The sequence below is a fragment of the Brevibacillus centrosporus genome (genome assembly GCF_046622605.1).
Lineage (GTDB): Bacteria > Bacillota > Bacilli > Brevibacillales > Brevibacillaceae > Brevibacillus > Brevibacillus centrosporus.
Genome location: NZ_CP176856.1, coordinates 2,708,369 through 2,731,611, shown reverse-complemented (window position 1 = coordinate 2,731,611; position 23,243 = coordinate 2,708,369). Strand labels below are relative to the sequence as shown.

Genomic DNA, 23,243 nt, shown 5'->3' with positions numbered 1-23,243 from the left:
AGGTTAGCTCTGCTGCTGCTTCTCCTTTTGACGCAGCTCGATCCTTCTGATTTTACCGGAGGAGGTCTTCGGAAGCTCCTCGACAAATTCAATTTTTCGTGGATATTTATAAGGAGCCGTCAAATTCTTCACATGCTCCTGCAGCTCCGCTGTCAGCTCATCCGACGGTGTGCTTCCTTTTTTCAGAATCACAAACGCCTTGACGATATTCCCCCGCTCCGGATCCGGGCTGGCTACTGCTGCGCACTCTGCTACAGCTGGATGCTTCACCAACGCATCCTCTACCTCGAATGGTCCGATCGTATATCCGCCGGAAATGATGATATCGTCAGAGCGACCTTCGAACCAAATGTAACCGTCTTCATCCATCCGTCCTTGATCCCCGGTCACGTACCATTCTCCACGAAATGCTTTTGCCGTGCGCTCCGGATCGTCCAAATAGCCTTTAAACAGCGCTACCATGTGGCGGTCGATGGCGATGTCTCCTACTTTGCCGGTCGGCAGCTCCGCACCTTCCTCATCGACAATCGCTACCTGTACAACAGGAGACGGACGTCCCATGGAACCAGGCCTTGGCTCAACTCCGACAAAGGTACCGACGAGCAAGGTGTTTTCCGTTTGCCCATACCCATCGCGTACAGTCAGATCAAATACGCGGCGGAACGTATCGATGACCTCCCGATTGAGCGGTTCGCCTGCCGAGCAAGCAGAACGCAACGCCTGAAGCTTGTACTGATCCAGATCCGTTACTTTTGCCATCAATCGGTACTCGGTAGGTGTCGCACACAGGACAGAGACAGGGTATTTTTGCAAAAGATTCAAATAAGTCTCTGCGCCAAAGCGGCCTTTGTAAACAAATGCTGTCGCGCCCATACCTAGCGTGGAGACAAAAGGACTCCAGATCCATTTTGCCCAGCCAGGACCCGCTGTTGCCCACACCGTATCGTCTTCCCGTACGTCCAGCCACTGCTTGGCTGCTACCGCCAAATGGGCAAATGGCCAACCATGTACATGCATGACGCCTTTTGGACCGCCAGTTGTTCCCGATGTATAGGACAAAAAGGCAAGCTCATCTGCACGTGTCTGGGCACAAACAAACTCCTCATCCTGATCACCCAGTAGATCCTGCAGCCCAATCCAGCCGTCCTTTGCGTGGCCAATCGTCACAAAATGGCGGAGAGAGTCGCATTGTCCACGGGCAGGCTCCACTTCCTCCAGAATGCCTTCAAAGCCAATGACCGCTTTCGCCTTCGCATGATTGACTCGGTACTCAATATCTTTATAGCGAAGCATCTCTGAGCCTGGCATGATGACCGCACCCAGCTTCAACAACGCCAAATACAGACCGTATGCGGTTATTCCCCGCGGGACGAGCACCAATACTTTGTCTCCCTGCTCGATCCCGATGGTGCCAAGGACATTTGCAATACGGTTGGAATAACGGCGCAGCTCGTCATAGGTTAAAACAGCCTCGTTTCCTTGCTCGTCTAACTCCCAAACTGCACGCTTCTCTGGATGCTTAACCGCCCATTCATCCACCTGTGCCGCAAAATTATAAAATTCTGGCATGTTCAATTTCACCTGAAACACCCCCGTTTTTTTCAAGTATACAGTAACATAATTCGACGTTTTTGCAATTTTTCCTCTTCATAGTCGATTCGAACCAAAATAATTTACTAAGGTAATGAAACATTTGGCAACCCGTTTTTGTGAAACTATTCGCCTTCCGGTTCGTCTTACATTACAAAAGAACTACTCCGAATAGAATCAAGGCCCCCCTGCTTGTGCAAGAGAGCCTATCTCTACGATTCTTAGTCGTTTCCTATGATTCACTCGATTCCGACGAGTTAGATCACACGTTTGATTTTGACAACGCGTTTTTCCCAGTTCGTGCCGTCGAACTTGGAGTAGGTAACGCCAGGGCTGCCGTAAGTATGCAGGATTTTGCCGTTTCCTGCGTAAATCGCTACGTGCGTGATGCGATCCGAAGAGCTGTTCACTGAAGCTTTCATGAAGAGCAAATCGCCTTTTTGCAGATTCTTTTTAGAGACAGTTGTCCCGACAGTAGACTGCTGACGGGAATCACGTGGGAGCGTAATTCCTGCTTCCTTGAAGACACGCTGTGTAAACGAGGAGCAGTCAAAGCTTTTGGTCGTACTGCTGCTGGAGCCGTATTTGTACTTGGTTCCCAAATACTTCTCCCCATTCTTGATGACTTTGCTGGCGATGTCTGACGCCGGCGTACTTGGCGAATTCGACGAATTATCCGACGACGAGTCCTCTACGATTCTGCGCGCGCCAAGGAACTTCTTGCTGTAGTCAGAGAGCTTCTTGAGAACTACTTTTCCTTCGCCTTCGGAAGAATAAACATATTGACCATTACCTATGTATACCCCCATAAAAGTAGGGCTGCCGGAACCGTTCGAAGAGAAGAAGACCAGATCCCCAGCTTCCACCTTGCTGATCGAAGATACCTTGGTTCCAGTTTTGTATAAACCACTGATCGTGCTTCCGATTTTTACTCCAACCTGTTTGTAAGCATATGTTGCTAACTCAGCTGATCCAAATTCTTTTGGTCCAGAAGCTTTGTAGCTGTAAGGCTTCCCGACCATGGATTTGGCGATAGAGGCTACCTCACTGGTTTGTTGTTCATAGTTCGTACTAGCGGCCGCTGCTTGTCCAACTTGACCACCCATTAACAGGGACGTACTCAGGATGACTGCTACAGTTGACTTCATTACCCAATCTCGTTTCGTCACTTGTCTTTTCCTCCTTGTCATGTTGTGGCACCCTTCGTGGGTACAACGTCAGATTACCTCAGGAGGAAACTGGAGGATAAGACCGTAAAATTTACCAATACGGAAATTGGTAGCATTGAACTAGATGGAAATCGAGTGGAAAACTGTGCGGTTGCAACCCTTTAGTTCTATGGAACCACACGCATTGAGAATCACTATCAACTAGGGCTTTCGCCATAGAAAAAGCCAGCTTCTCCCTGATCCTGTCAGAAGCTGGCTTTTTTATCGTCTGCTTTTCTTGTTTCTTAGCGCAAACGCGCCGTAAATTCTCCCCATTTTTGGTCGCCCCACAGGAAAGTGAGTTCATCCCCATCTGCTACCGGTCCCACACCTTCAGGCGTTCCGGTATAGATGATATCTCCTTTTTCCAGCCCAAAATGCTCAGAGATATATTGGATCAATGTCATTAAATCAAAAATGACATTGCGAATATTCCCGCGCTGAGCCTGCTCTCCATTTTTCAGCAGGGTAAAGTCCGTCTTCAGGCATTCATCCAGCCCCGGGAACGCATGAAAAGGCGTCAAGATCGCTGAATTTTTAAACCCTTTGGCGAGCAGCCACGGATGTCCTTTTTTCTTCAATTCGCTTTGTACATCGCGCAACGTAAAATCAATGCCCAATGCGATCTCGTCTACCATTTCATCCAGTGTCACTCCAGGCTCATAGGAACGGGCGATGTGAATGATAAGTTCAGTCTCATAATGAAGCTCTCCGCGAGTTCCTGGCAGTACGATCTCCCCACCAGCTGTCTCTGCCAGCGCATGAGTCGGCTTGCCAAAAATCATTGGCTTCGTCGGCACATCATTGCCCAGCTCTTCCGCATGCAGTTTGTAATTACGTCCAACGCAATAAATATTTCCGATTTTCTTCATAGTCTCTCTCTCCTTTTACACGGACAACTGGTTGTGAATTCCTTTTAACTATATCACGGTGCGTCGTACGTGCAAAAGCTTTCCTGCCTAACCAAAGGAAGGACCCTTTCGCGGCCACAAATTTGCATTTCCCCTCGCTTCGATTTCACATACGGTGTCGCAGATCGCCTCAAGCGCCGACTCCAAATCCGTAGGCTCTGTTCGCTCCCACTCAAATTCATAGTGAATGACGGATATTTGCTCCCCTGCCTCATACCCGATCTGAACGAAGCCAGATTGTTCCTCCAGTGCTTGTTTGCGAGCTTGCAGCGTTGCTTCCAAGGGGAAAAACCCATCCCACTCGCTTTGGACATAGGTAGAAGTGACCCGAATCCACAAAGACTGCTCCTTGTGTCCGCGCTGAAACACTACCCGGTCCTCGGGATAAAACCCGTAGCCAGAAGGGAGAGAGCCATCGAGTGTAAAGCATACTTCCATCGGGAGGTCCTGAGGTTTTAGTGCTTTCACAAGCCTGCCAGGCAGCTTGTAGGGACCACTCGGCTGACCAGCCAGAGGTTCCCCCATCACAATGACCGACAGATTGTCACGCTCTCCTGTCACTTGTACGTACATGATGATCCACCTCCCTTTTTCAACCAGTATGGTCTTGCACCATTACATTTATGAGGGAGCGCACAACAGTTTTCCATAGATTCGGCCCAATTCGTCCCTTTTTCCAGCAGAAAAAAGCAGGAAAGGCCATATCCCACTAGGGGAGCCTTCCCTGCTTTGAAGATGGTTCTACCTATTCATTAGTCTCGAACGATGGCGATTACGACATGTTCGTCATCAAACGTTTTCGCTTTGATTTTCACCTTCTCATCAAACGGATTCGCAAATTGAAAATCGAGATAGCCGTATGCGACTGTCGCATCCATACCAGCTGGTACATAGCCGACAGTCTTGCTGTGCCCATGTCGCTCTACCATCGTCATACCCGCTTCATTTGCCGCGTTAAACAGCGTGCTGGACACCTGGCAGATGCCACCACCGTAGTCTTCTACCAATTGCCCATTGACGATTGCACCTGCTTTTTGCCAGCCGTCCTCGGAAATGTTGGCATTGCCCACTGTTCCATTGTAGGAGAAGGTTTCATTCTGCTTTAGTTTTTGCCCGTTGATTCGCTTAATTGCCTTCTTGATGTTGTGCTTGCGAGCATCCGTGCTTCCGTTCATAGACGTATGGTAAAAGCCCAGGACATCCTTTGACTTTAGATCCATCTTGTCCAAATATTTCTCTCGTAGTTCAGCTTGTGTCGGTTGAATAGTCTCTTCGGCTGTACCATTGGCTGCATAAACCGGTACGTCCGGAGACAGCGCTGCAAACAGGAGTGCAGAAGCAAGCACAGGAGCCGTCCATATATAGGATTTTTTCATCGTTCATTCCCTCGCTTATTCGTAGCTGTATGCAATGATTCGATCCTCGTCAGTTCCTACTCTACACACGAAGCAAGCTGGCAACAACCTGCAAATGTTGGACATCTATCAACGAAAAAAACCGCCGATTATGAACTGCACCCCAATTGTTAGACACATCTAACGATTGGGGGTGCAGTTTTTTCTATGGCTAAATTTTCTCCGGAAGATAAAATAACAGCGGTTCTCCGCTATTTAAACGGTAACGAAAACTTTGCTTCCATTAGCTCGTCAATGGGTATTGCGAAATCTGAGGTGGTTAAATGGGTTCAACATTACCAGCACCACGGTACCGAAGCGTTTATGAAACTCTATACAGGTTACACGGTTCAGTTTAAACTAGACGTACTCAATTATATGAACGGTCAAGGGACGTCTATCAGGGAAACAGCTGCACGGTTTAACATCTCGCATTCGTTGCTGATTCAATGGAAAAAGCAGCTGGAATTGCAAGGATTGGATGCCCTTGAATCAAAGAAGAAGGGGCGTCCATCTATGCAAAAGAAAAACTCCAGTTCAATGAAAAATCAAGTACCAGCAGAAGGATCACTAGAGGCATTGAAGGCGGAAAATGAACGTTTGCGTATGGAGAATGCTTATTTAAAAAAGTTGAATGCCTTAGTTCAAAACAAGGAAAAATCACCAGGCAAGACAAAGCACAAGTAGTCTATGAACTAAGGCATGAATTTCCGGTGAAAGCACTTCTTCAACTCGCAGATATTCCTAGAAGTACGTATTATTTTTGCGTGAAAAACTTTGGTCGTCCAGATTTGGATGGGGAGTTAAAAGTGTTGATTCAAGCCATTTATGACGAACATGAAGGACGCTTTGGCTACCGTCGTATCCGTGATGAACTTCGAAATCGTGGGCATATAGTCAATCACAAAAAAGTCCAGCGAATCATGAAGGAATTGGGGCTAAAATGTCTTGTCCGCATGAAAAAATATCGCTCTTATAAAGGAAAAGTCGGTACGATTGCTCCAAATATTTTGGACCGTAACTTCAAAGCTGAAAAACCAAATGAGAAGTGGGTAACAGATATTACAGAGTTTAAATTATTTGGTGAAAAGCTCTATTTCTCACCGATATTGGATTTGTTTAACGGCGAAATTATCACCTATACAATCGGTTCAAGACCAACCTATTCCTTAGTTTCAACCATGTTAGAACAAGCTTTTGAACAATTGACAGATGACCATACTCTTATGATTCATTCTGATCAGGGCTGGCACTACCAAATGAAACAATATCATCATGCCCTTCATGAGCGAGGCATCACACAGAGTATGTCCCGAAAAGGGAACTGCTACGATAATGCAGTGATGGAAAATTTCTTTGGTATTATGAAATCAGAACTTCTATATCTAAAAGAATTTCACAGCGTGGAGCACTTTAAGACAGAACTAGCCAAATATATTGAATCCTATAATTCCAAACGAATTAAGGCAAAATTAAAAGGCCTGAGTCCGGTGCAATACCGAATTCAAGCCCTAGAGGCTGCCTAATAAATTAATCTGTCTAACTTTTCGGGGTCACTTCAATAGACGCCGGTTTTTAAGTATTAAATAGCTTCCTCAAGTCTCTGTTCTTTTTCCTCCATCATAATACGCTCAATGGCAGCCCTATCTTCTTCAGTAAAACGATCTACACCGCTCCCCCATGGATCCCAAATAGGATGATACATGCTTCCTACCACACCTGGATGAACCGGCAGCATGGCAAAGAGTGCTTCCCTAAAGCGGGAGCTAATCGCTATTCCTTCCGAAATCTCACGTTCTAACACTATTTGATAGGAAAGTAGCGCTTCCTTCTCCTTCCACTTGATCCCCAAAGCGTGCATATGCTCGAGGATGAGAGTACGTGCATCCAACGTAAGATCACCGATTCCGCCACTAAACCTTCCTCTTCCCTTTCTCTGGTAGCCAGTATAGCCGCCATATCGAATATCTTGAGAGGCTTTGAGAACAGCACGCATCTCAACATACCGATGAAGCTCAGGGTAATCGAAGGCCATGTTTCGCAACGAATCGTCATTCTTCACTACGGTGCAGGTTACACATCCCATTCGGGCACCGGACGAGCTTCCACATGCTTTTACAGCATCGTTTTCATTTATAATGGCTGCTGCAGTAGGACACTCGCTCCAACCACCCGCGGCGGATCCGTACAAGTGAAGAAGATGATGATTCGAGTATCCTTCCCATGGCGCCTTCTCATGCACGAGGTACGTAACCACTTCAGCAGCGGTCCAGGACCGGATCGGAGCGGCTGTCTTTATACCCGGTATCGAATGAGTTCCATAGAATTCCTCTCCAAAAATTTTTGAGTTACTCCTTGCCCTCGTAGAACTTTCCATATCTCTTGACCCGAGGATGAGACATATTTCCTCTTCAGGCATTAGCAGCTGCTCAAGTATTTTTTGAGCAGGCTCTAATTTAAGCCGGCGAACGCACCATTTAAAAAGGGAGCTTGGAGGACTATACCCCTTCCCAATGACACATGTGTAAAACGAATCTTCCTCTTCTGGTTCCACGATATAGAAAGGGATGGAGAGTGGCAGAGATTCCACCCTCTCTTTCACACGGAGGATATGTTCTTTAAGCACCATGTTTTCTACACCGGTGTCTGAGCTCACAACGATGACTTCCGTTTGGCAATCTGGATTAACTAGCAAGTAATGGAGAACGAGCAGCAGGCACGCATGGCTGTCCTTTCCTCCGGAGTACGCTAGGCATACCCTGCGTGACTCAGTCATGATTTTAGCAATCGCCATTCTCGCAATATCTAATGCATTGCTAGGCATTTCCTCCAATATGGTTAAAGCCTCGCCATTCGCCGCTCTCACTAAAGCAGTAACTTGAACTTCCTCGATACCAAACATCTCACTCCATTCCAACGATGATGCATACTCATATTCATAGGTGAGATCTGGCCAATCCAAAGCCCCGCTTACTCCATAAGGTGCCATCTCTTTGGCGGGGAATACTTCAATCAGCAGCGTGGTGTCATCCTTTTCAAACCACACCATCAGCTTGTTTTTAGGTGACTCTAAATGCCAATCCCACTCATGAGGCAGCAGCAAACTATGAATAAAGGCATCGATGAACACTTGCTCTGGGATCATATGTGTAAAATCCTCTTGCTCCAAAAAGACAAACAAATTCCCAAGTGTGGTATCCGCCGAAATGATATCACGCCAAACCAAGTCACTGTCTATCCCTTGCATTTGTTTCTTTGGTTTATCGTGAGTAAAATGATGAATCACAATGAATCCATTTCCTTTAGAAAATACACCGCTATGATCTCGTACAACTCCATGAAAATCAAAGTCATTATTCTGTAAGTAGGACCACACGGAACGTACGGTATTATTCCACTTTTTCAAGCTCTGGGAGACTGATACTCGCTGCTCCCCTTCAGTAAATTGATATCTTTCGTCCATACATTTCGCCTTAACTGCATGAAAAAAGAGTAGGCTTTTGCCTACTCTGGAATAACACGCAGCCAGAGGGCATTCGCCTCCTCTTTTTAATTTCTCGTCATTCACTTCGATATGTCATTCTCCGTGAAGTGTAATCTCGTCATCTTTAACATTATCCGGATCCGCGTTATTCGTGAACAATTTCTCAGCAACACTAATAAGTTCCTCTACCGATAATCCCATCGAAGACGCCATCTGCTGTTTTAGCTCGTCAGTCATTTCCTCCATGACCTCCCAGAGAGTATTAAAAGCAAAGTACGCCATTTTGTATTCTGGGCTTTCCCAAGCATACGCCTTGCTCAAGGGACCATGCTCAAATTGATCTACCTCTTTAGGAGAAGCGGGGCTAGGCACGTGTTTAAGTACATGATTCAGATCGTTATCGTTCAAATAGATCGTATCAACTTCGTTACAATCCTCATGAAACATGATGAGGCTGTAAACCTCCCCTGCTTGCATGATTGCCCCTACTGACTCGTCATCTGACTCCCACTTTTCAAGCAACTGAAAGCCTATCTTCTCCTGGCTGGCAATCATACTTTCCAACTTCTCTCCTGCCTCGTCTCCGATTGAATCGCAAATCTTGCACTCTCCAATGCTCTGATTTGCTTGACTCTCACTCACTACCGGTAGATAGCTACTTGTTTGTTCGATCGAAACGTTAAATGGTAAGAAATTCTTCTTCATCACTCATGTCTCCTTCAATTCGATTGTTGGTAGTTTTAGGGATAAAAAAACACCCTATGCCAACGATAGACAATGCTCAAAAAGAGCAATTCATACTGTCTATCACTCGCATAGAGTGTATTCGGTCAGTTATTCATTCCCGGCGCCTGCCAGAAACAGATTAAAAAAAACATGTTGATACGATCATTTTACCACAAAATTCTACTCGAAGTCATTCCTGGCTATACAACATATCGAGTCAAATTGCCCTCCAACTTCTAGAAATTGAGAAGTTATTTACAAAAAAGGAAGCGGAAGTATCCGCTCCCCAGTAAATTATTTAATAAAGCTCGGAACACCGTAATGTACTTTACCGTTTCCAGAGGCGATGAGTGTAAAGCCTTCATCCGATCGGAGTACAGATGGCCCGAAGAACTTTACATTTTTTGAGGACATTACCTTTTTTGGTTTAGCCTTCCACGTTACACTTCCGTGAGTTAGAGGACCGCGAGCTGCAACAAGAACACGTCTATTCGCCATCTATAACCTCTCCTTTCAAGAACACATGAAACGAATCAAAGATGTCCTTGTTTAGATTATATATAACGGCATCAAACTGTTCAACCTCATCCTCTGCTAAGGTTTGGTCTGTGAGAAAATGAATGGAAATAACGAAGTTATCTGCGATTCTTCTCGTGTACAGATACTCCGTTTCACCTAATCGTTTCCCTTTCTGAAACAATCCCCAGCCATTTTCGAAAGCATGGACAACAAAACTTGGCTCATCCGGGTTACTTTTATTATGTTCTAGCGTAAACGATAGAGGCTCACTGTTCACTACACCAGAACTACCAATTTGAGTAAGGCATGCCTTTTCGTTTTCCAAACGAAATAGAGTGGTGCCTTTTTTACTGAACATTGGAGTCGTTTCCAGCTCAGCCAGGAAAGCGGATAGAATTTGGGAATAACTATGCTTCGTATGTTTACTGTACCGGACCAGATAGTACATGAATCGCGAAAACGACTCAAGTTTTTTAAATTTTTGGTACAGATCAACTGAAGCGATTGGCCCTAATTCCTGTACCTTCTTTCTGACTTGATTGCAAAAAGGACCCAATGCTGCTTTTAACCTACCGTCCATCCGATCATCCTGATATGAACCGATCGTTATTCCGGCAAGATCCGTGGCGATTCGAAGTGGAAGATCTCCTGTTTTGCCCCGCGGCTTTACAAGGAACACCCGCTCCATACCAAGCCTACCAATGAACAGCCCTGATTCGAATATCACATTATCTCGAACGACCATCGTCTCATGACTTCTAATGTTGGCATAATCATCTGGATGGAATACAAAAATAGCAAAGTCACTATGATTGATTTCATCGATGAGATCATGCATGGCTGTACTGGATAGATCAAAGACGCCTTGATCCCAAACTGTCACTTCAGCGATATACTCCAGGTTTTCCTGTATGGCATAGGCTACATCAAGTCCCTCAATAGAAGAACCAATAAATATCTTTGGTTTCATCTCGTTTTCCCCCTAAAATAATTTACTAAGAGGAAGAGGAAAAAGGATCCTCTCCACCAATACGCTAGTTCTCATGGACATTGTCTGGGATAAACGTAACTCCCGCTCCCCCGTACATGGCACTAAAATTGATGTAGTGCGCCCAGATGCTACGTGAATGAAGCAGATTATTAAAGAACACAGTGGCCATTTCTGCAGCCATCCGATTCGTTACCAACCGCTGAGGGTTATTAATGATCAGGGATCCGCAGCTCTCACCAGGAAATGCCGTCTCCTCATCCTCTAACACATTTGGATAGACTCGAGTTACCGGATCCAGGATAACTCTTCCATTCTTCTTAACACCGCAAACAACCTGCCCGCCGAAGCCAGAAGTCGCTATAAAATCCTTCTCTTCATCGGTTAGCTCCCTATTCGTCACATCCAGGACTTCTACTCCTTCAACACCGGCGTCGATCCAAATGAGGTCTTTGACATCATCTGAATGGAAAAAGGCATCAAAAAGCTGACGCGAGCGGTTATTATCGACCATACCTACCAATATCGGTACGATCTGCGTATTCTCATTAACCTCAGGCACCGTAAATAGCCGGCGCATCATGTCGATGTCCTTTACGAATTCAATAACTCGTCTGATGCTAAGATCATAGACATCTCCGTACCGGTCCGCTAAAGCTTCCACTTTGAACTGAGAAATATCTTCCTGATCAAATAACTGATTGGATAGGTTTTTATGCTCGACCAAATCTGCATCGACAATGGTTAGCTCAACGGAAAAGGGAACCTTTTCGCTTCTGAATGCATTCGCGTGCGTGCGAATGAGCTGCGTTAGTCCGCGAAAGAAGTGGCTACCATTGGCACCGGCTCCAATCTGAACAATTTGCCAATACGGTCGTTTTGTTGGTTCCACGATGGTTAATTGTCTAGGCATTTTTTATCTCTCCTTTTCAATAAAAAAAGAGGAAGCGGGTAAATACCCGACTTCCTTTTCTATTCTACAAAATTGTAACGCGTTGATCCCATGTAACCGGATACGTTACTTCCCGATCATTTAAGATAGGGAGATTGAAATACCTTTCGATCGGGAGGTTATTGATATACGATCCATTGCAACCTACCCGTAATGAGACTGCCGGTATCTCCTGATCCAGTTGCCCGACAACCATATAGAGCATATAACTGAGCTCATTTTGGTTGTCTAACGGTGAAAAGTTGGCTTTCATCATGTTGTGACTATGGATGTGCATGACCGGAATAAACCGACTTGAATTCCGTCCGATGTATTTCTCATCGAATTGGGCATCAATGCGAACTTTCGATACCTCTTGGTATGGGCATTCTAGGATATACTTTTGCTCAAGGATATCCCAATAAATGAGAGTCATTACTTCATTTTGCTGCCACTTTGAGCAATATGCCCGAAAAAAGGATAGTGTTTGGCTCAGCAGTCTTCCTGGAATCTTCGGTAAGCTAAACCTGAATCCCGCATTCACTTCATCCAAAGAAGGAACAAATGCAGCAGGAACGACGAGTCTACCCAAATGGCTTTCTCGTGCTTCATATAACCGGCCATCCCGACTGGTGATATAGCTATGAGGGACCGCAGCAGCTTCCGCTACCTCTTTTAAGTATTCGTCCACCTTTAGGTACAGCTTACCCAACCCTAGCTTTACGGATTTTATCTCTTTCATTCCAGAAATCAAAAAATCCGTAGTGACTCGGTACAATTCTGCAAGCTGTCCAATCGTAAAAACATCAGGTGTACGCTCTCCGCTTTCGTATCTTGAAATTGTACTCTTATCAATGCCAAGGAAGGCAGCAACCTCAAGTTGATCCATACCAACTGACTGTCTCGCTCTCTTTAATCGAGCTCCGATTTCAGTATTAAAATCAGCACCTTTGGAGGTTGCAAATACGTCCGGATACAACCGTTTCTCCTCTTTGTCGTAATCCCATTTCACGCGAGAACGTGTGAATTGAAAAAAGCTTTCCTCCATCTTCTGACGAACTTCCTCGAGTGTTTTTTCTTCGGTGTCAGTCATGTCCGGGAACAGGTCGCCAATACGGATGGATAAGGTAGAGTAATGAAGGGTCCATTCCGCTGTCACCTTCAGCTCTTCTTTCGGCTTTACTGGAGCTGAAGGAGCTTTGGTATCCTTTTTACCCGTTTTCTTGCTACCCGACGTCTTAGGAGCTGGGGTTGCCTTGCACCCATTCTCTTCGTCTTCGCCATTTCCGCTAAGCACGATAAGGTCATCTTCTCCAAATAGGCTATACTGACCGTCTTTTGAAAGAGTGACCGAAATTTCCGAGGTATTATCTAAAGCGGGCTTTTCTCCCTCAGTAGATCCCACAATCGGATCATTAGGTTGATCATCCGCTTGCTCCTCAGCCTGGGGTACTTCCATCTCATCGGAGTTTGCTGCCGGCTCGTCCAAAAATTCGTCTACAGCCACTTGGTTCTCAATGACTTCTGTAGGGACATCCACCAGATCATCCCCAGCTGATTGTTGTTGCTCCTCATTATCAAAGTTATTGTAGATATCACCCATTAGCTTATCAAACGATCCCATTTGTGAATGCTAATCTAATTCTTGACCACCTAGTGGTACATCGCTCATAAAAAAGTTGACCACCTGAGCTCCTCTTTCCTGTATCTTGAAGTTGCTGAGACATCAAGGTATAGGAGGAAAGGAAATGCTTCAGATGGCTAATTATGAGTTTATCAGGAAACAACACATTCTGCTAGGGAAGCCGATTCGGCAAATTTCTCGCGAAACCGGATATTCCCGTCAAGTCATACGAAAAGCCTTGAAATCAACGGAGATCCCTGTATACCAGCTTTCGCAACCAAAACCGAAACCAGTCATTGATTCTGTGCAACCCATCATCATGGAATGGCTTCGTCAAGATGAACAGGCTCCCCCTAAGCAGCGTCATACTGCCACCCGTATCTATCAGAGACTTGTCGACGAATACGGATTCACCGGTGGTGAATCTACAGTTCGACGTTACGTCAGACAACTACGCGTTTCTCTTCCAAAAGCGTTCGTCCCCCTCGACTTCCCGCCAGGGAAATTTGCCCAATTTGACTGGGGCGAGGTTACTGTTCTTTTACAGGGTAAGCAGGTAAAAGTTCAAGTCTTTTGTATGCGTTGCACCTTCAGCAGAAAGATTTTTGTCAAAACTTTCTTTCATCAAAAGCAAGAAGCTCTTCTTCAAGGACATGTCGATGCCTTTGAATTTTTCGGTGCTGTTCCTCAGACTGTTACGTACGACAATCTGACAACAGCCGTAAAGAAGGTGCTGGAAGGTAAGAACCGCGAGGAACAGGAGCGATTTGTCCAGCTTCGTTCTCACTACCTGTTCGAAAGTCATTTCTGCGATCCGGGAAAAGGGCATCAAAAAGGCCAAGTAGAAAATCTCGTAAAGTTCATCCAAAAGCAGTTTTTTACCCCGGTTCCAAGTGTCTCTTCTCTAGAGGAATTAAATCATTTCCTTCTTGAGAAATGTATCTCTTACGAGACAACTACCGTTCCTAGGTCATCTTTAACCGTTGGAGAAGCCTTTGTACAAGAGCAGCACGTTATGCTCCCCTTGCCTCCACAACCACTGGATTGTTGCCGTATCGTGTCTGTGAAAAGCAATACCTTGTCTATGCTTCACTTTGAGAAAAATGCCTATTCTGTTCCTGTTTCACACGCATCTACCGAGCTTACTTGCAAGGTGTTTGCCGAACGGATTGAAGTGTACCATGGTAGCAAATTGATTGCTCAGCATGAGAGATGCTTAGAAAGTGGCAAAGAGCTTTTGCAATACGATCACTACCTGGATTTGCTTCTGACTCGACCAGGTGCCGTTTTGTATGCCAGACCTTTGCATCAGGCGGGGCTACCCCCAATTTACCAACAGTTCTTAGACAAGTGCCGCCATCGACCAGGTGGAATGAAGGAGTTTGTTCGACTCCTGTTATTACATCGTGAATTCGATACTATTCTTGTGGAGGAATCATTAGAGGAAGCTTGCCAAAAGGGGATGTTTCAGTATGATGCCGTAAGGCAATTGTTGTTTCATCGTACGTTACCAGAGCATCGTATGCCTCAACTCTCGTTGACTGAAGATAGTTCTGTTCCGCGTATTCAAGTAAAAACTCCCGATCTTAACCAATACAATCGTCTGTTACAAAAGAGGTGTGTGGTGCATTGAGTACAACTTTCTTGCTTGAAACCTATGCTAAACGGCTTCGATTACCGGCTATTAAACGTTTCTATAAGGAAATGGCCAATGATGCTGCCGAACGACAAGTCCCTTATGAGGAATTCCTTCTCGCTCTTTTGGAACAAGAAGTGCAGCAAAGGGATGCAAATCAAATCGCCAGTCGGATCAAGCATGCCAAATTCCCTTCAACGAAAACACTCGATCAATATGAATTTTCTATGATTCCGTCTCTTAATAAACCGAAATTGTTACAACTTGCTCGTTGTGATTACATCGAGAAGGCAGAAAACATCATGTTTATCGGAAACTCCGGTACGGGTAAGACACATCTCTCGATTGCTCTTGGGAAGGAGGCTTGTCACCATGGTTATTCCGTACAATTTTGGACAGCTGCGAAAATATGCAACGAGCTCATGGAAGCCCAGTCCCAAAAGCGAATCCTTCAGTTGGAGAAACAATGGCTCAAAACCGATTTGATCATTCTAGATGAAGTCGGATTTGTTCCCCTAAGCAAAACAGGGGCGGAATTATTATTTCAATTTTGTGCAGCTCGCTATGAAAAAGGGAGCATCATCATCACCAGTAACCTTGAATTTGCGGATTGGACGCAAATTTTTAAAGATGAACAAATGACAGCAGCTTTAGTTGATAGGCTTACACATCGTGCCCATATCTTTGCCATGAATGGGGACAGCTATCGCTTTAAGCAAAGCATCCAAAGATCGTGATCATGAAAAAGTTACCCACCCGTAGGGTGGATTGATTTTTGCCATGGTGGTCAATTTTTTGATGAGCACGGTGGTCAACTTTTTGATTGACATTCACACCCATTTTTCATTTCTCCTTTTGTCATAGTCATTTTTCACTCTTCGCGAATAATTACTCAGTATCGAAATCTTCGAACTCGTTAACTTCATCAAGCTCGTCCATTTCGATATCATCTTCATCATCGGTTATTCGATCATCTGGCTCTGGTTTTGCCTCTGGTCCTATCCCAAAATAGGTACCAAAAGTAAGGCCCGTTCGCTCCAGTAAGCTGTTATCAAAATCTTTGTTCTCTAAAGCAGCAAAGACTTCTTTCAGCTCTCTTCCCCGATACAAATGATCGTTAGATGGAGATTCAAGAAAAAACAGCGGGAGTGTCTCCAATTGAGCTATCTCTTTCAATTGAAATGAATTGAGATCCGGCCAGCACGCAGAAAAGTTATCGTTCACATTGGAAAACGGAAAACGATACAATTCCGTCTCCTTACTCAGTCGTAAATCTTTGACCGCATAGACTTTGCAGTTCGTAATATTCTCACCAGAGACTGAAAAGACAAAAAGCATCTTTGGATGTCCCACAGATGCAAACTTTTCTTTACGATAAATCGTATTAATCCTCTGACGCTCGACCTCCAAACAAACGATATGCGTTCCATCCAGCTGCTGCTGGTAGAACACCGTGTTCTTAGGGAGAATCGGAGTTACTATTACTTTTTGTTTGCTCACATGTGGCGCCAGCACTTTTTGAATCCAATGAGGTCGAGCTTTTGCCGCTAATACCTCAAACATGGATTCTACCGTCTCCACATCCTGCTCCGTCAATGCCTTCGTGAGGAGTTCTTTCAGTACTCTCGAGACGAGCGTATGAGAAGCCAACGCGATCTGTACTTTCTTAAGCAGCTCTATAAAGAGTTCTTGATAAGCCCCATTCACCGCTGCGTCATCCACCCTGCCAATACGATGCAGCATTAACTCCATTATCTTTGCCATACTCTGGGGATCAACTTTGCTCATATCAAACTTCTCGACGATCGCCTTAAAAAGGCTCGCAACAAGTTGCATATCCTCTTCCCGATTGACCCTGTTTATATAGATAGAGAGAGCCGTAGCGGGGGCAAGGCCGGTATACTCGTCGATGATTTTCTCCATGCCTTCTTCAAGGAAACCGTTTCGGCCAAGCAACTCCACGACATCCTGCGTCTCAACCATATCCAGGAGATTAACTACGATATTCTCGATACTCACTTTTTTGGACATTACTCGCAGTCCATTATCCCAAGCCTCAACGGTTGCAACTTCTGTATCATCTCGAAATCGCACAACTGTCTCTTGCTCATTAACTTGCTCTGACATCTCGCTTATCCTCCAAATTGTCATTGTAATGACTCCATTCTTCGACCGCTCTTTCCAATCGCGACTTCATGGCAGCGTAATTTTTAAATATCCGATTGAAGCACCCAGGAAAACCTAAGACTTTGATTCGTAATCCCCCCGGGATAAACGTTCCTTCAACGACCATATCTCCATCGTCGCAATACAATTCCGCTATTGCTGTTTCTAACCCGCTTCGTTGCTCCTGAAATGCAGGATGAGCACCATGAAGTTCGGAGAGCTCATCCCACCGTTTAACCAGCGGGGAAAGAAATTCGAAGACATATTCTTCATCTTCATTGGTCACAGCGGTACTTGCCGGACTTCCAAATAAAAAAGAGACTCCCTTTTCAAACAAGGAATCTCCACCCATAAATGCGTAATTCTCAATGAAGTTAGTAGCTTCTGGAGATAACGATCCGCACTCCAGCAATCGCTTGGCAATAAGAAGATTGTCAATGGCTTCAATGATCTCCGATTTCGTATCATAGGTTAAAAACAGACTTCTTGACACTCTTACTCCTCCTAACTAAATAAGGCGCTTCTTCCTCTGGTTATGAGGCTTTACTTTTTTGAGAATGTTTTTGAAACCAGCATGCCGATTTAATAGAGTGATTGGGCTTGAATAATTAATACCCTCATCTTCTCCATAATCATCTGACTCATAAAATAACATCTCATTTAGTGCACGCTCTGCATGCTCATACGTAAATGACGATAAGTCGACTTCTCCTAGTCGAGCGAAGGAAGAATAGTAAGCCAGGTTTATAACACGCATGGCTCCCTCAAGTACTTCTGCCCCTTCATCCGACATTGCATCTACTGTGAGCAAGCTAAAAAAACTCTCCTTTTTCAAGCGTAATGTCATTGGTTTCCCTCCTTTCATAAAAGTGATTGTTGGTTGGTTTTGGGCAAAAAAAAGACCACGCCCAAATCAACGACCAAAAACCCATAATGGGTATGACTACAATCACTTGTAGTTTTGGTCACTCATTTGAGAGTGGATTCATGAGTTAGACTTCCGTAGACGCGTGTCAGGAAGTGAAATATGATACAAAATTAGATGGAAAATATATGTATAGTTTAACACTTTCAGATGAAAGTGAAAAGCCCTGAAGATCTGGGCTTCTTGTTGACTAGAAAATCCAGGCAACCTTTATTACATTGTGGAAGGATTTATAAATCACCTCCTATTAGAAATATCCTGGATCAAAAATAAAAAGATATGTGCGAAGAATCGCACACTCACAGTAACTTCATATGATCCTCCTGCAGCACAGAACATAGAAAAGAAAGAAAAAAGATAGCTTTTTCTTAGCCGAGTTAGTCGAGAGCGTAAAAAGTTTTGTGTAAATGGTTAAACTTGCCATTAAGGAGATGATCATTTATGCAAGACAAAAGGGATCTTACGATCAAAGAATTAGCAAAGGATTGCCGCACCATCGAGGATGTCCATGTGATGCTGAAGGACCTGTTTCGTGACACAATCCAGCAGTTGTTTGAAGCTGAAATGGATGATCACTTAGGCTACAACAAGCATAGTTCCGACGGCGACCATACTGGCAATAGTCGAAATGGCTACAGCAAAAAGACGGTGAAAACGAAGTTTGGCAACACCGAACTTCGTGTGCCTCGTGATCGCAACGGCGAATTTGAACCTCATATTGTGAAAAAACACGAGACTACCGTAAATGGTTTAGAAGAGCAAATCATTGCTCTCTATGCGAAAGGAATGTCTACGCGAGACATCGAGGAGCACATGAAGGATTTATATGGGATCGAGGTGTCAGCGGCGATGGTCAGTAAAGTAACGGATAAGATCATGCCAATGGTAGCGGAATGGCAATGCAGACCGCTTGACCGCGTTTACCCCATTGTATTTCTTGATGCTATCCACTTTAAAGTTCGCCAAGATAATCGGATCATCAATAAAGCAGCATACAGCGTTCTAGGTATTACCATGTCTGGACATAAGGACATTTTGGGTATATGGATTGGTGAGCACGAGAGTGCTAGCTTTTGGCTAAATGTGTGTACGGAGTTGAAAAGTCGCGGGGTAGAAGATATCCTGATTGCTTGTAAGGACGGACTTTCAGGGTTTTCAGAGGCAATTCATGCTGCATTCCCGAGAACTCAGATTCAGCTATGCGTCATCCACCAGATACGGAATTCCATGAAATATGTCCCCTTCAAAGAAGAAAAGCTAGTCTTGGCAGACTTAAAGAAAGTCTATCAAGCTCTTACATTAGAAGAAGCCGAGGTTGCCTTCTCTACTTTTAAAGACAGATGGGAGAAGAAGTATCCTATTATTATACGTTCCTGGGAAAATAACTGGATTGAGTTGACCGCTTATTTTAACTATCCTCCAGAGATTCGCAAGATGATCTACACCACGAATGTTATTGAGGGATATCACCGTCAACTCCGCAAGGTAACAAAAACGAAAACTGCCTATCCATCTGACGATGCCCTACGAAAGATCATCTATCTTGCAACTATTGAGGCTTCGAAGAAGTGGACTATGCCAGTCAGGAGTTGGAAAGAATGTATATCGCAGCTTGCCATCCATTTTGGAGACCGATTGCAAGCGGAGCTGTCCGCCTAATCCAACTGTTGAGCCGGCTTGACATGGAGCCTCTGCGGGCATGAGATCTTGCGATCGGGCGATTCTTGTAAAGACATGCATCGCACGGCGAACCAGCCTATCATGCCCGCCCCTCCATGTAAAGCCTTTGATGTAGCTATTCATTTCTTAAAAACCCATTTACACAAAATAATTTACATTCCCAGTTAGTCTAAGGGAAAGCTATCTTATTCTTTGTCTTTTCCTAAGTTGCCCTTATTTAAGATAGTGCAAACAGTAATTCGAAGTTCCCTGAGCAGCAGTTGAGAACTAAGGAAATTCAATGTTTATTCTTGTTGAATTAATGCATTTACTACGAAATAATATTAAGTTGGTTCTACAAATTTCAACTGAATGGTTTCACTATGTACGACTCCCTGCTCATCTATCCAGGTAATCTTATAAACAGGATAATCTCCGAAGAACCGTTTTATTTCGTCTTCCGTTACGCCATTTTTAAATTCCTTTTTTGCACTTTCTGTATTTGGTAGATCCTGAAACAAAATAATAAACCCATTGTTAAAAATAGGATTCTCAATTTTCCCTTCCAATTGGCTTGTATTTGTCATTGTAGCCTCATACTGAATCAGCTTGATTTTTTCTTCTGATAAATGATCAATCTTACCTATGAATCGTGCTCCATTTTCACTATCTGGAATAATATCAGCTACTACTTTCCAGTTTTCAGACTTGCCTTCGTAGCGATATGACCAATCGTTTGAGGAACATGCTACAACAAGAAGAAACAGGACAAACACGAAAGACACTTTTATCGCTTTGTTCAATAGATCTGCCTCCGTTTCATTTTTAAATTTATGTATACCCTTTGAAAATATGCTTATTTAAATAGCATAAAGCCCCAACATTAAGACTAAATGCTTAATCGAAAAAATTAAACAATGAACGGTCTTCATAGGACCGTTCATTGCTCTGTTTTTTAAAATGAAATACTGCCTACAGAAACAGTACTATATAATGTACCGCTGGAAGTTCTTGCGGTATAAGGGGTCTTTAGTCGAGCCCCAAACCCACCAAGTTGGTTATCAATTTGAACATAATCCCAAGACGGAGTTTTTATATATTGTTGCCCCCAAGAAGGAGGATAGTATGGTTTCGGATCGCTATAATTCACATTTTTTCCAGTGGATTTGCTAATCCCATTCGCTTTGGCAGTGAATTCTCCTGACTGTATAGTCAAGCCGTTTGCGTCGTGTAAATCCCACCTTGCTTCGTATCGAGTCGCTTTGCCCCATTTATCAATGTTGTTTTCTTTTATGATGCTAGTCCACATCCAAACTGTCTGGGTAAAGTTAGACGCAGGATTTGAGTCGTTATCCATTCCGTTGTAACCAGTGGGATCAGAGACTGCATAAATTACAAAGTCACTAATTACCTGTTCACCCACCTGTGTTTCTTTCAGCTTTTGGACTGTGTAATGGCTATATTGACTTAAATCCTTGACAACCTTTCCTGTTTCATCTTTAAATTGAATTTTTAGATTCTTAAATTCCCTCTCTTTATTACCTGATAAGGCATCCTTCCGGAGTTCTTTTTCAGACTTCATCTCAGCTTTGTAAAGAATCTTTTCTTGCTTCGCTGCTGCAAAACCATGCCCGGAAGCAAATGTTGTTACAGCTAGGATTAATGCTAAAGCTGCACTTGATAGGATTTTTTTCATTCTAATACCTCCTAATTTTAGACTTGTTCACTATGACTAAGGTTGTTTAGGAACCCATGGTTCAAAAGGAAGACTTCCGCTACCAACAACTACGGTGCTGTACAAAGTAGAGCTTGAACTTCTAGCGGTGTAAGCAGTAGCTACCCTGGCTCCGAAAGCCCCGTATTGGTCGTCAATTCGTATATAATCCCAAGTTGGGAGCTTTACATAAGTTCTTCCCCAAGATGGTGGATAGTATGGTGTTGGATCGGTTGACATTATTGTTTTACCAGTAGATTTACTTCTCCCATTTGCACTCGCGTTGAATTCTCCGCCTTTAATCGTTAAACCGTTGCCATCATTTAATTCCCACTTGGCTTCGTATCGAGTTGCTTTCCCCCATACGTCAATATTGTTCTCTTTAAGAATGCTTGTCCACATCCAAACAGTCTGAGTAAAGTTAATTCCCGGGTTAGAATCTTGGTCTCTTGCATCATAATCAGCAAGAGCATATACAACATAATCACTAAGTACTTGTTCACCTACTTTCGTTTCTTTCAATTTTTGGACTGTGTAGTGAGTGCTTTCGCTCAAATCTTTGACAATATTACCATCCTCATCAGTTAATTGAACTTTTAGATTTTTGAAATCGTAATCTTTTTTTCCAGATAAAGCATCCTTTCGAAGTTCCTTTTCCGATTTCATTTCAGCTTTGTATAGAATTTTTTCTTCCTCTGGTGCAGCAAGACCATGTCCAGATGTGAAACTTGACACTGCTAGAACAAGTGCTATGGCAAAGCTTGATAGAATTTTCTTCATCCATAAACCTCCATATATTGTATTTACCGTTAACTATAAATTATATTAATCCATTTATTTCCAAATTTCAATCTTTTAATTATTCTATTAGCGTAGTATATACATGACTGATTTACCAAAAGACAATATGTCAAGCCAGGCCGCTTGATATCTTTCACTTTAAAGACGATCTTTATTATGCATTAGTTTCAGTTTTAAGGTATTTTTTATAAATATTTCCTTTTTAAAAATCATAATCCATGTGTCCTTGGTTCCTCGGCATGAGCCGCAACACAAAAAAGATCAAAGGCTTATGCATTTGATCTTAATGTAAACGCTGCTGATCTAAATAACCAACAAGTGTGCTTTTGCCAATTTTAGTTCATTCCTTAGGGGATAACAGATGCGCAGTAGCTGTTTGCAATTTCTTATCTAATTGTAATTCCTTTTTAAACGGAACATAAAATATTAATGCATTTCCAGCCTCATAGATAAATGGAACATTCATATCTGTTTTTGACTGAATCACTTCAAACTCCATGCGTCCTCTGACCCGATCTTCATAAGACTTATAAACATAAATGTGAACGTGTTCCATTTCTCCTATCTGATAGCTTACTGGCTCAATCTTGTTAAGTGTGTAATATGATAGTTTATGGTCATTTAATGGTAACCCTTGTGCTTTTATTGCTTGTTTAACCATGTCTACTGTCACTAACGAAACCATTTTTGCTATATTAATCTCAACAGATTGATCTTCAGCGTTCCACTTTGCCTCATATCCCAAACTCTCTGCAATTGCTCTAACAGGAACATAGGTTATGCCATTATAATTGATGGGTCTATTTGCTAGCGGCAGACTATTTCCATTCACTACAATATCTTTAACGTTAAATCTTACTGCTATTTGATATAAAGGTTCAGCAAATGCATTCATTGATCCAAAAAGAAATCCACCGATAAGAAAACCGCATACAAATTTTTTCACAAGCTTTTATCCTCCCTTTTC

The 23,243-nt window shown here is 43.6% G+C and carries 21 protein-coding genes; 4 read left to right on the top strand and 17 right to left on the bottom strand.

Going from position 1 to position 23,243, the window contains the following annotated elements:
- Positions 1 to 3 precede the first annotated feature (3 nt).
- From ACLIN2_RS14050 to ACLIN2_RS14030, 5 genes are all read right to left on the bottom strand, one after another.
- Entirely contained in the window at positions 4 to 1,569 is a 1,566-nt protein-coding gene (locus ACLIN2_RS14050; RefSeq protein WP_373863383.1) for an acyl-CoA synthetase, read from the bottom strand.
- A gap of 278 nt (positions 1,570 to 1,847) precedes the next feature.
- A complete protein-coding gene (locus ACLIN2_RS14045; protein ID WP_411504325.1) occupies positions 1,848 to 2,759 on the bottom strand; it encodes a C40 family peptidase in 912 nt (303 codons plus the stop codon).
- 284 nt (positions 2,760 to 3,043) lie between these two features.
- Entirely contained in the window at positions 3,044 to 3,670 is a 627-nt protein-coding gene (locus tag ACLIN2_RS14040) for a fumarylacetoacetate hydrolase family protein (protein ID WP_411504324.1), read from the bottom strand.
- A gap of 87 nt (positions 3,671 to 3,757) precedes the next feature.
- Positions 3,758 to 4,282 (bottom strand): hypothetical protein, encoded by a 525-nt coding sequence (locus ACLIN2_RS14035; protein ID WP_411504323.1) that lies wholly within the window; start codon positions 4,280 to 4,282, stop codon positions 3,758 to 3,760.
- A gap of 179 nt (positions 4,283 to 4,461) precedes the next feature.
- Positions 4,462 to 5,085, bottom strand: coding sequence for a VanW family protein (locus ACLIN2_RS14030; protein WP_411504322.1), 624 nt, complete (start codon positions 5,083 to 5,085; stop codon positions 4,462 to 4,464).
- A 186-nt stretch (positions 5,086 to 5,271) separates the two neighbouring features.
- On the opposite strand from ACLIN2_RS14030, the gene ACLIN2_RS14025 reads away from it, so the two are divergent.
- A protein-coding gene (locus ACLIN2_RS14025; RefSeq protein WP_411504321.1) for an IS3 family transposase occupies positions 5,272 to 6,629 on the top strand; the annotation gives its coding sequence in 2 pieces (ribosomal slippage) (positions 5,272 to 5,725 and positions 5,725 to 6,629; 1,359 coding nt in all).
- A 56-nt stretch (positions 6,630 to 6,685) separates the two neighbouring features.
- Here ACLIN2_RS14025 and ACLIN2_RS14020 read toward each other — a convergent pair.
- From ACLIN2_RS14020 to ACLIN2_RS14000, 5 genes are all read right to left on the bottom strand, one after another.
- Complete coding sequence (locus ACLIN2_RS14020) at positions 6,686 to 8,671, bottom strand: phosphoadenosine phosphosulfate reductase family protein (protein ID WP_411504320.1); 1,986 nt, start codon at positions 8,669 to 8,671, stop codon at positions 6,686 to 6,688.
- Positions 8,672 to 8,680: 9 nt separating this feature from the next.
- Positions 8,681 to 9,292, bottom strand: coding sequence for a hypothetical protein (locus ACLIN2_RS14015; protein ID WP_411504319.1), 612 nt, complete (start codon positions 9,290 to 9,292; stop codon positions 8,681 to 8,683).
- A gap of 508 nt (positions 9,293 to 9,800) precedes the next feature.
- A complete protein-coding gene (locus ACLIN2_RS14010) occupies positions 9,801 to 10,802 on the bottom strand; it encodes a TIR domain-containing protein (RefSeq protein ID WP_411504318.1) in 1,002 nt (333 codons plus the stop codon).
- Positions 10,803 to 10,866: 64 nt separating this feature from the next.
- Positions 10,867 to 11,733: a ThiF family adenylyltransferase gene (locus ACLIN2_RS14005; RefSeq protein ID WP_411504317.1), complete on the bottom strand. Its 867-nt coding sequence runs from the start codon at positions 11,731 to 11,733 to the stop codon at positions 10,867 to 10,869.
- A gap of 64 nt (positions 11,734 to 11,797) precedes the next feature.
- On the bottom strand, positions 11,798 to 13,354 hold the full coding sequence (locus ACLIN2_RS14000) for a helix-turn-helix domain-containing protein (protein WP_411504316.1): 1,557 nt from the start codon (positions 13,352 to 13,354) through the stop codon (positions 11,798 to 11,800).
- A 145-nt stretch (positions 13,355 to 13,499) separates the two neighbouring features.
- Between ACLIN2_RS14000 and istA the strand changes: the two genes are divergently transcribed.
- Together istA and istB are read left to right on the top strand one after the other, a co-directional pair.
- Entirely contained in the window at positions 13,500 to 15,008 is a 1,509-nt protein-coding gene (gene istA / locus ACLIN2_RS13995) for an IS21 family transposase (RefSeq protein WP_411502739.1), read from the top strand.
- The gene (gene istB, locus ACLIN2_RS13990; protein ID WP_411502740.1) at positions 15,005 to 15,748 is read left to right on the top strand and encodes an IS21-like element helper ATPase IstB; all 744 of its coding nucleotides are present in this window, start codon (positions 15,005 to 15,007) and stop codon (positions 15,746 to 15,748) included. The genes istA and istB overlap by 4 nt, the downstream gene beginning before the upstream one ends.
- A 151-nt stretch (positions 15,749 to 15,899) precedes the next feature.
- On the opposite strand, the gene ACLIN2_RS13985 is transcribed toward istB, so the two are convergent.
- From ACLIN2_RS13985 to ACLIN2_RS13975, 3 genes are read right to left on the bottom strand one after another with little or no spacing between them, the layout of a single operon-like run.
- Positions 15,900 to 17,138, bottom strand: a complete 1,239-nt coding sequence (locus ACLIN2_RS13985) for a hypothetical protein (protein WP_411504315.1) — start codon at positions 17,136 to 17,138, stop codon at positions 15,900 to 15,902.
- Positions 17,122 to 17,670 (bottom strand): hypothetical protein, encoded by a 549-nt coding sequence (locus tag ACLIN2_RS13980; RefSeq protein WP_411504314.1) that lies wholly within the window; start codon positions 17,668 to 17,670, stop codon positions 17,122 to 17,124. Before ACLIN2_RS13980 ends, ACLIN2_RS13985 begins: the two co-directional genes overlap by 17 nt.
- Before the next feature lie 15 nt (positions 17,671 to 17,685).
- Positions 17,686 to 18,024, bottom strand: a complete 339-nt coding sequence (locus ACLIN2_RS13975; RefSeq protein ID WP_411504313.1) for a hypothetical protein — start codon at positions 18,022 to 18,024, stop codon at positions 17,686 to 17,688.
- Positions 18,025 to 18,543: 519 nt separating this feature from the next.
- On the opposite strand from ACLIN2_RS13975, the gene ACLIN2_RS13970 reads away from it, so the two are divergent.
- Positions 18,544 to 19,761, top strand: coding sequence for an IS256 family transposase (locus ACLIN2_RS13970; protein WP_411502676.1), 1,218 nt, complete (start codon positions 18,544 to 18,546; stop codon positions 19,759 to 19,761).
- 344 nt (positions 19,762 to 20,105) lie between these two features.
- Here ACLIN2_RS13970 and ACLIN2_RS13965 read toward each other — a convergent pair whose 3' ends face one another.
- The 4 genes from ACLIN2_RS13965 to ACLIN2_RS13950 all read right to left on the bottom strand — a co-directional run bounded on the left by ACLIN2_RS13965 (position 20,106) and on the right by ACLIN2_RS13950 (position 23,222).
- Positions 20,106 to 20,564: a hypothetical protein gene (locus ACLIN2_RS13965; RefSeq protein ID WP_411504312.1), complete on the bottom strand. Its 459-nt coding sequence runs from the start codon at positions 20,562 to 20,564 to the stop codon at positions 20,106 to 20,108.
- Positions 20,565 to 20,716: 152 nt separating this feature from the next.
- Positions 20,717 to 21,457 carry a hypothetical protein gene (locus ACLIN2_RS13960; protein WP_411504311.1) on the bottom strand — a complete coding sequence of 247 codons (741 nt, stop codon included), beginning with the start codon at positions 21,455 to 21,457 and terminating at the stop codon, positions 20,717 to 20,719.
- 36 nt (positions 21,458 to 21,493) lie between these two features.
- The gene (locus ACLIN2_RS13955) at positions 21,494 to 22,255 is read right to left on the bottom strand and encodes a hypothetical protein (RefSeq protein ID WP_411504310.1); all 762 of its coding nucleotides are present in this window, start codon (positions 22,253 to 22,255) and stop codon (positions 21,494 to 21,496) included.
- A 361-nt stretch (positions 22,256 to 22,616) separates the two neighbouring features.
- Positions 22,617 to 23,222: a stalk domain-containing protein gene (locus ACLIN2_RS13950; RefSeq protein ID WP_411504309.1), complete on the bottom strand. Its 606-nt coding sequence runs from the start codon at positions 23,220 to 23,222 to the stop codon at positions 22,617 to 22,619.
- Positions 23,223 to 23,243: the final 21 nt, after the last annotated feature.

What these genes read in the sequence shown, in the direction of transcription:
- ACLIN2_RS13955 (WP_411504310.1), bottom strand. Translation starts at nt 22,255, where the DNA reads ATGAAGAAAATTCTATCAAGCTTTGCCATAGCACTTGTTCTAGCAGTG.
- ACLIN2_RS14015 (WP_411504319.1), bottom strand. Translation starts at nt 9,292, where the DNA reads ATGAAGAAGAATTTCTTACCATTTAACGTTTCGATCGAACAAACAAGT.
- istA (WP_411502739.1), top strand. Translation starts at nt 13,500, where the DNA reads ATGCTTCAGATGGCTAATTATGAGTTTATCAGGAAACAACACATTCTG.
- ACLIN2_RS13970 (WP_411502676.1), top strand. Translation starts at nt 18,544, where the DNA reads ATGCAAGACAAAAGGGATCTTACGATCAAAGAATTAGCAAAGGATTGC.
- ACLIN2_RS13960 (WP_411504311.1), bottom strand. Translation starts at nt 21,457, where the DNA reads ATGAAAAAAATCCTATCAAGTGCAGCTTTAGCATTAATCCTAGCTGTA.
- ACLIN2_RS14010 (WP_411504318.1), bottom strand. Translation starts at nt 10,802, where the DNA reads ATGAAACCAAAGATATTTATTGGTTCTTCTATTGAGGGACTTGATGTA.
- ACLIN2_RS14005 (WP_411504317.1), bottom strand. Translation starts at nt 11,733, where the DNA reads ATGCCTAGACAATTAACCATCGTGGAACCAACAAAACGACCGTATTGG.
- ACLIN2_RS14030 (WP_411504322.1), bottom strand. Translation starts at nt 5,085, where the DNA reads ATGAAAAAATCCTATATATGGACGGCTCCTGTGCTTGCTTCTGCACTC.
- ACLIN2_RS13985 (WP_411504315.1), bottom strand. Translation starts at nt 17,138, where the DNA reads ATGTCAGAGCAAGTTAATGAGCAAGAGACAGTTGTGCGATTTCGAGAT.
- ACLIN2_RS14035 (WP_411504323.1), bottom strand. Translation starts at nt 4,282, where the DNA reads ATGTACGTACAAGTGACAGGAGAGCGTGACAATCTGTCGGTCATTGTG.
- ACLIN2_RS14040 (WP_411504324.1), bottom strand. Translation starts at nt 3,670, where the DNA reads ATGAAGAAAATCGGAAATATTTATTGCGTTGGACGTAATTACAAACTG.
- ACLIN2_RS13975 (WP_411504313.1), bottom strand. Translation starts at nt 18,024, where the DNA reads ATGACATTACGCTTGAAAAAGGAGAGTTTTTTTAGCTTGCTCACAGTA.
- ACLIN2_RS14000 (WP_411504316.1), bottom strand. Translation starts at nt 13,354, where the DNA reads ATGGGTGATATCTACAATAACTTTGATAATGAGGAGCAACAACAATCA.
- ACLIN2_RS14050 (WP_373863383.1), bottom strand. Translation starts at nt 1,569, where the DNA reads ATGCCAGAATTTTATAATTTTGCGGCACAGGTGGATGAATGGGCGGTT.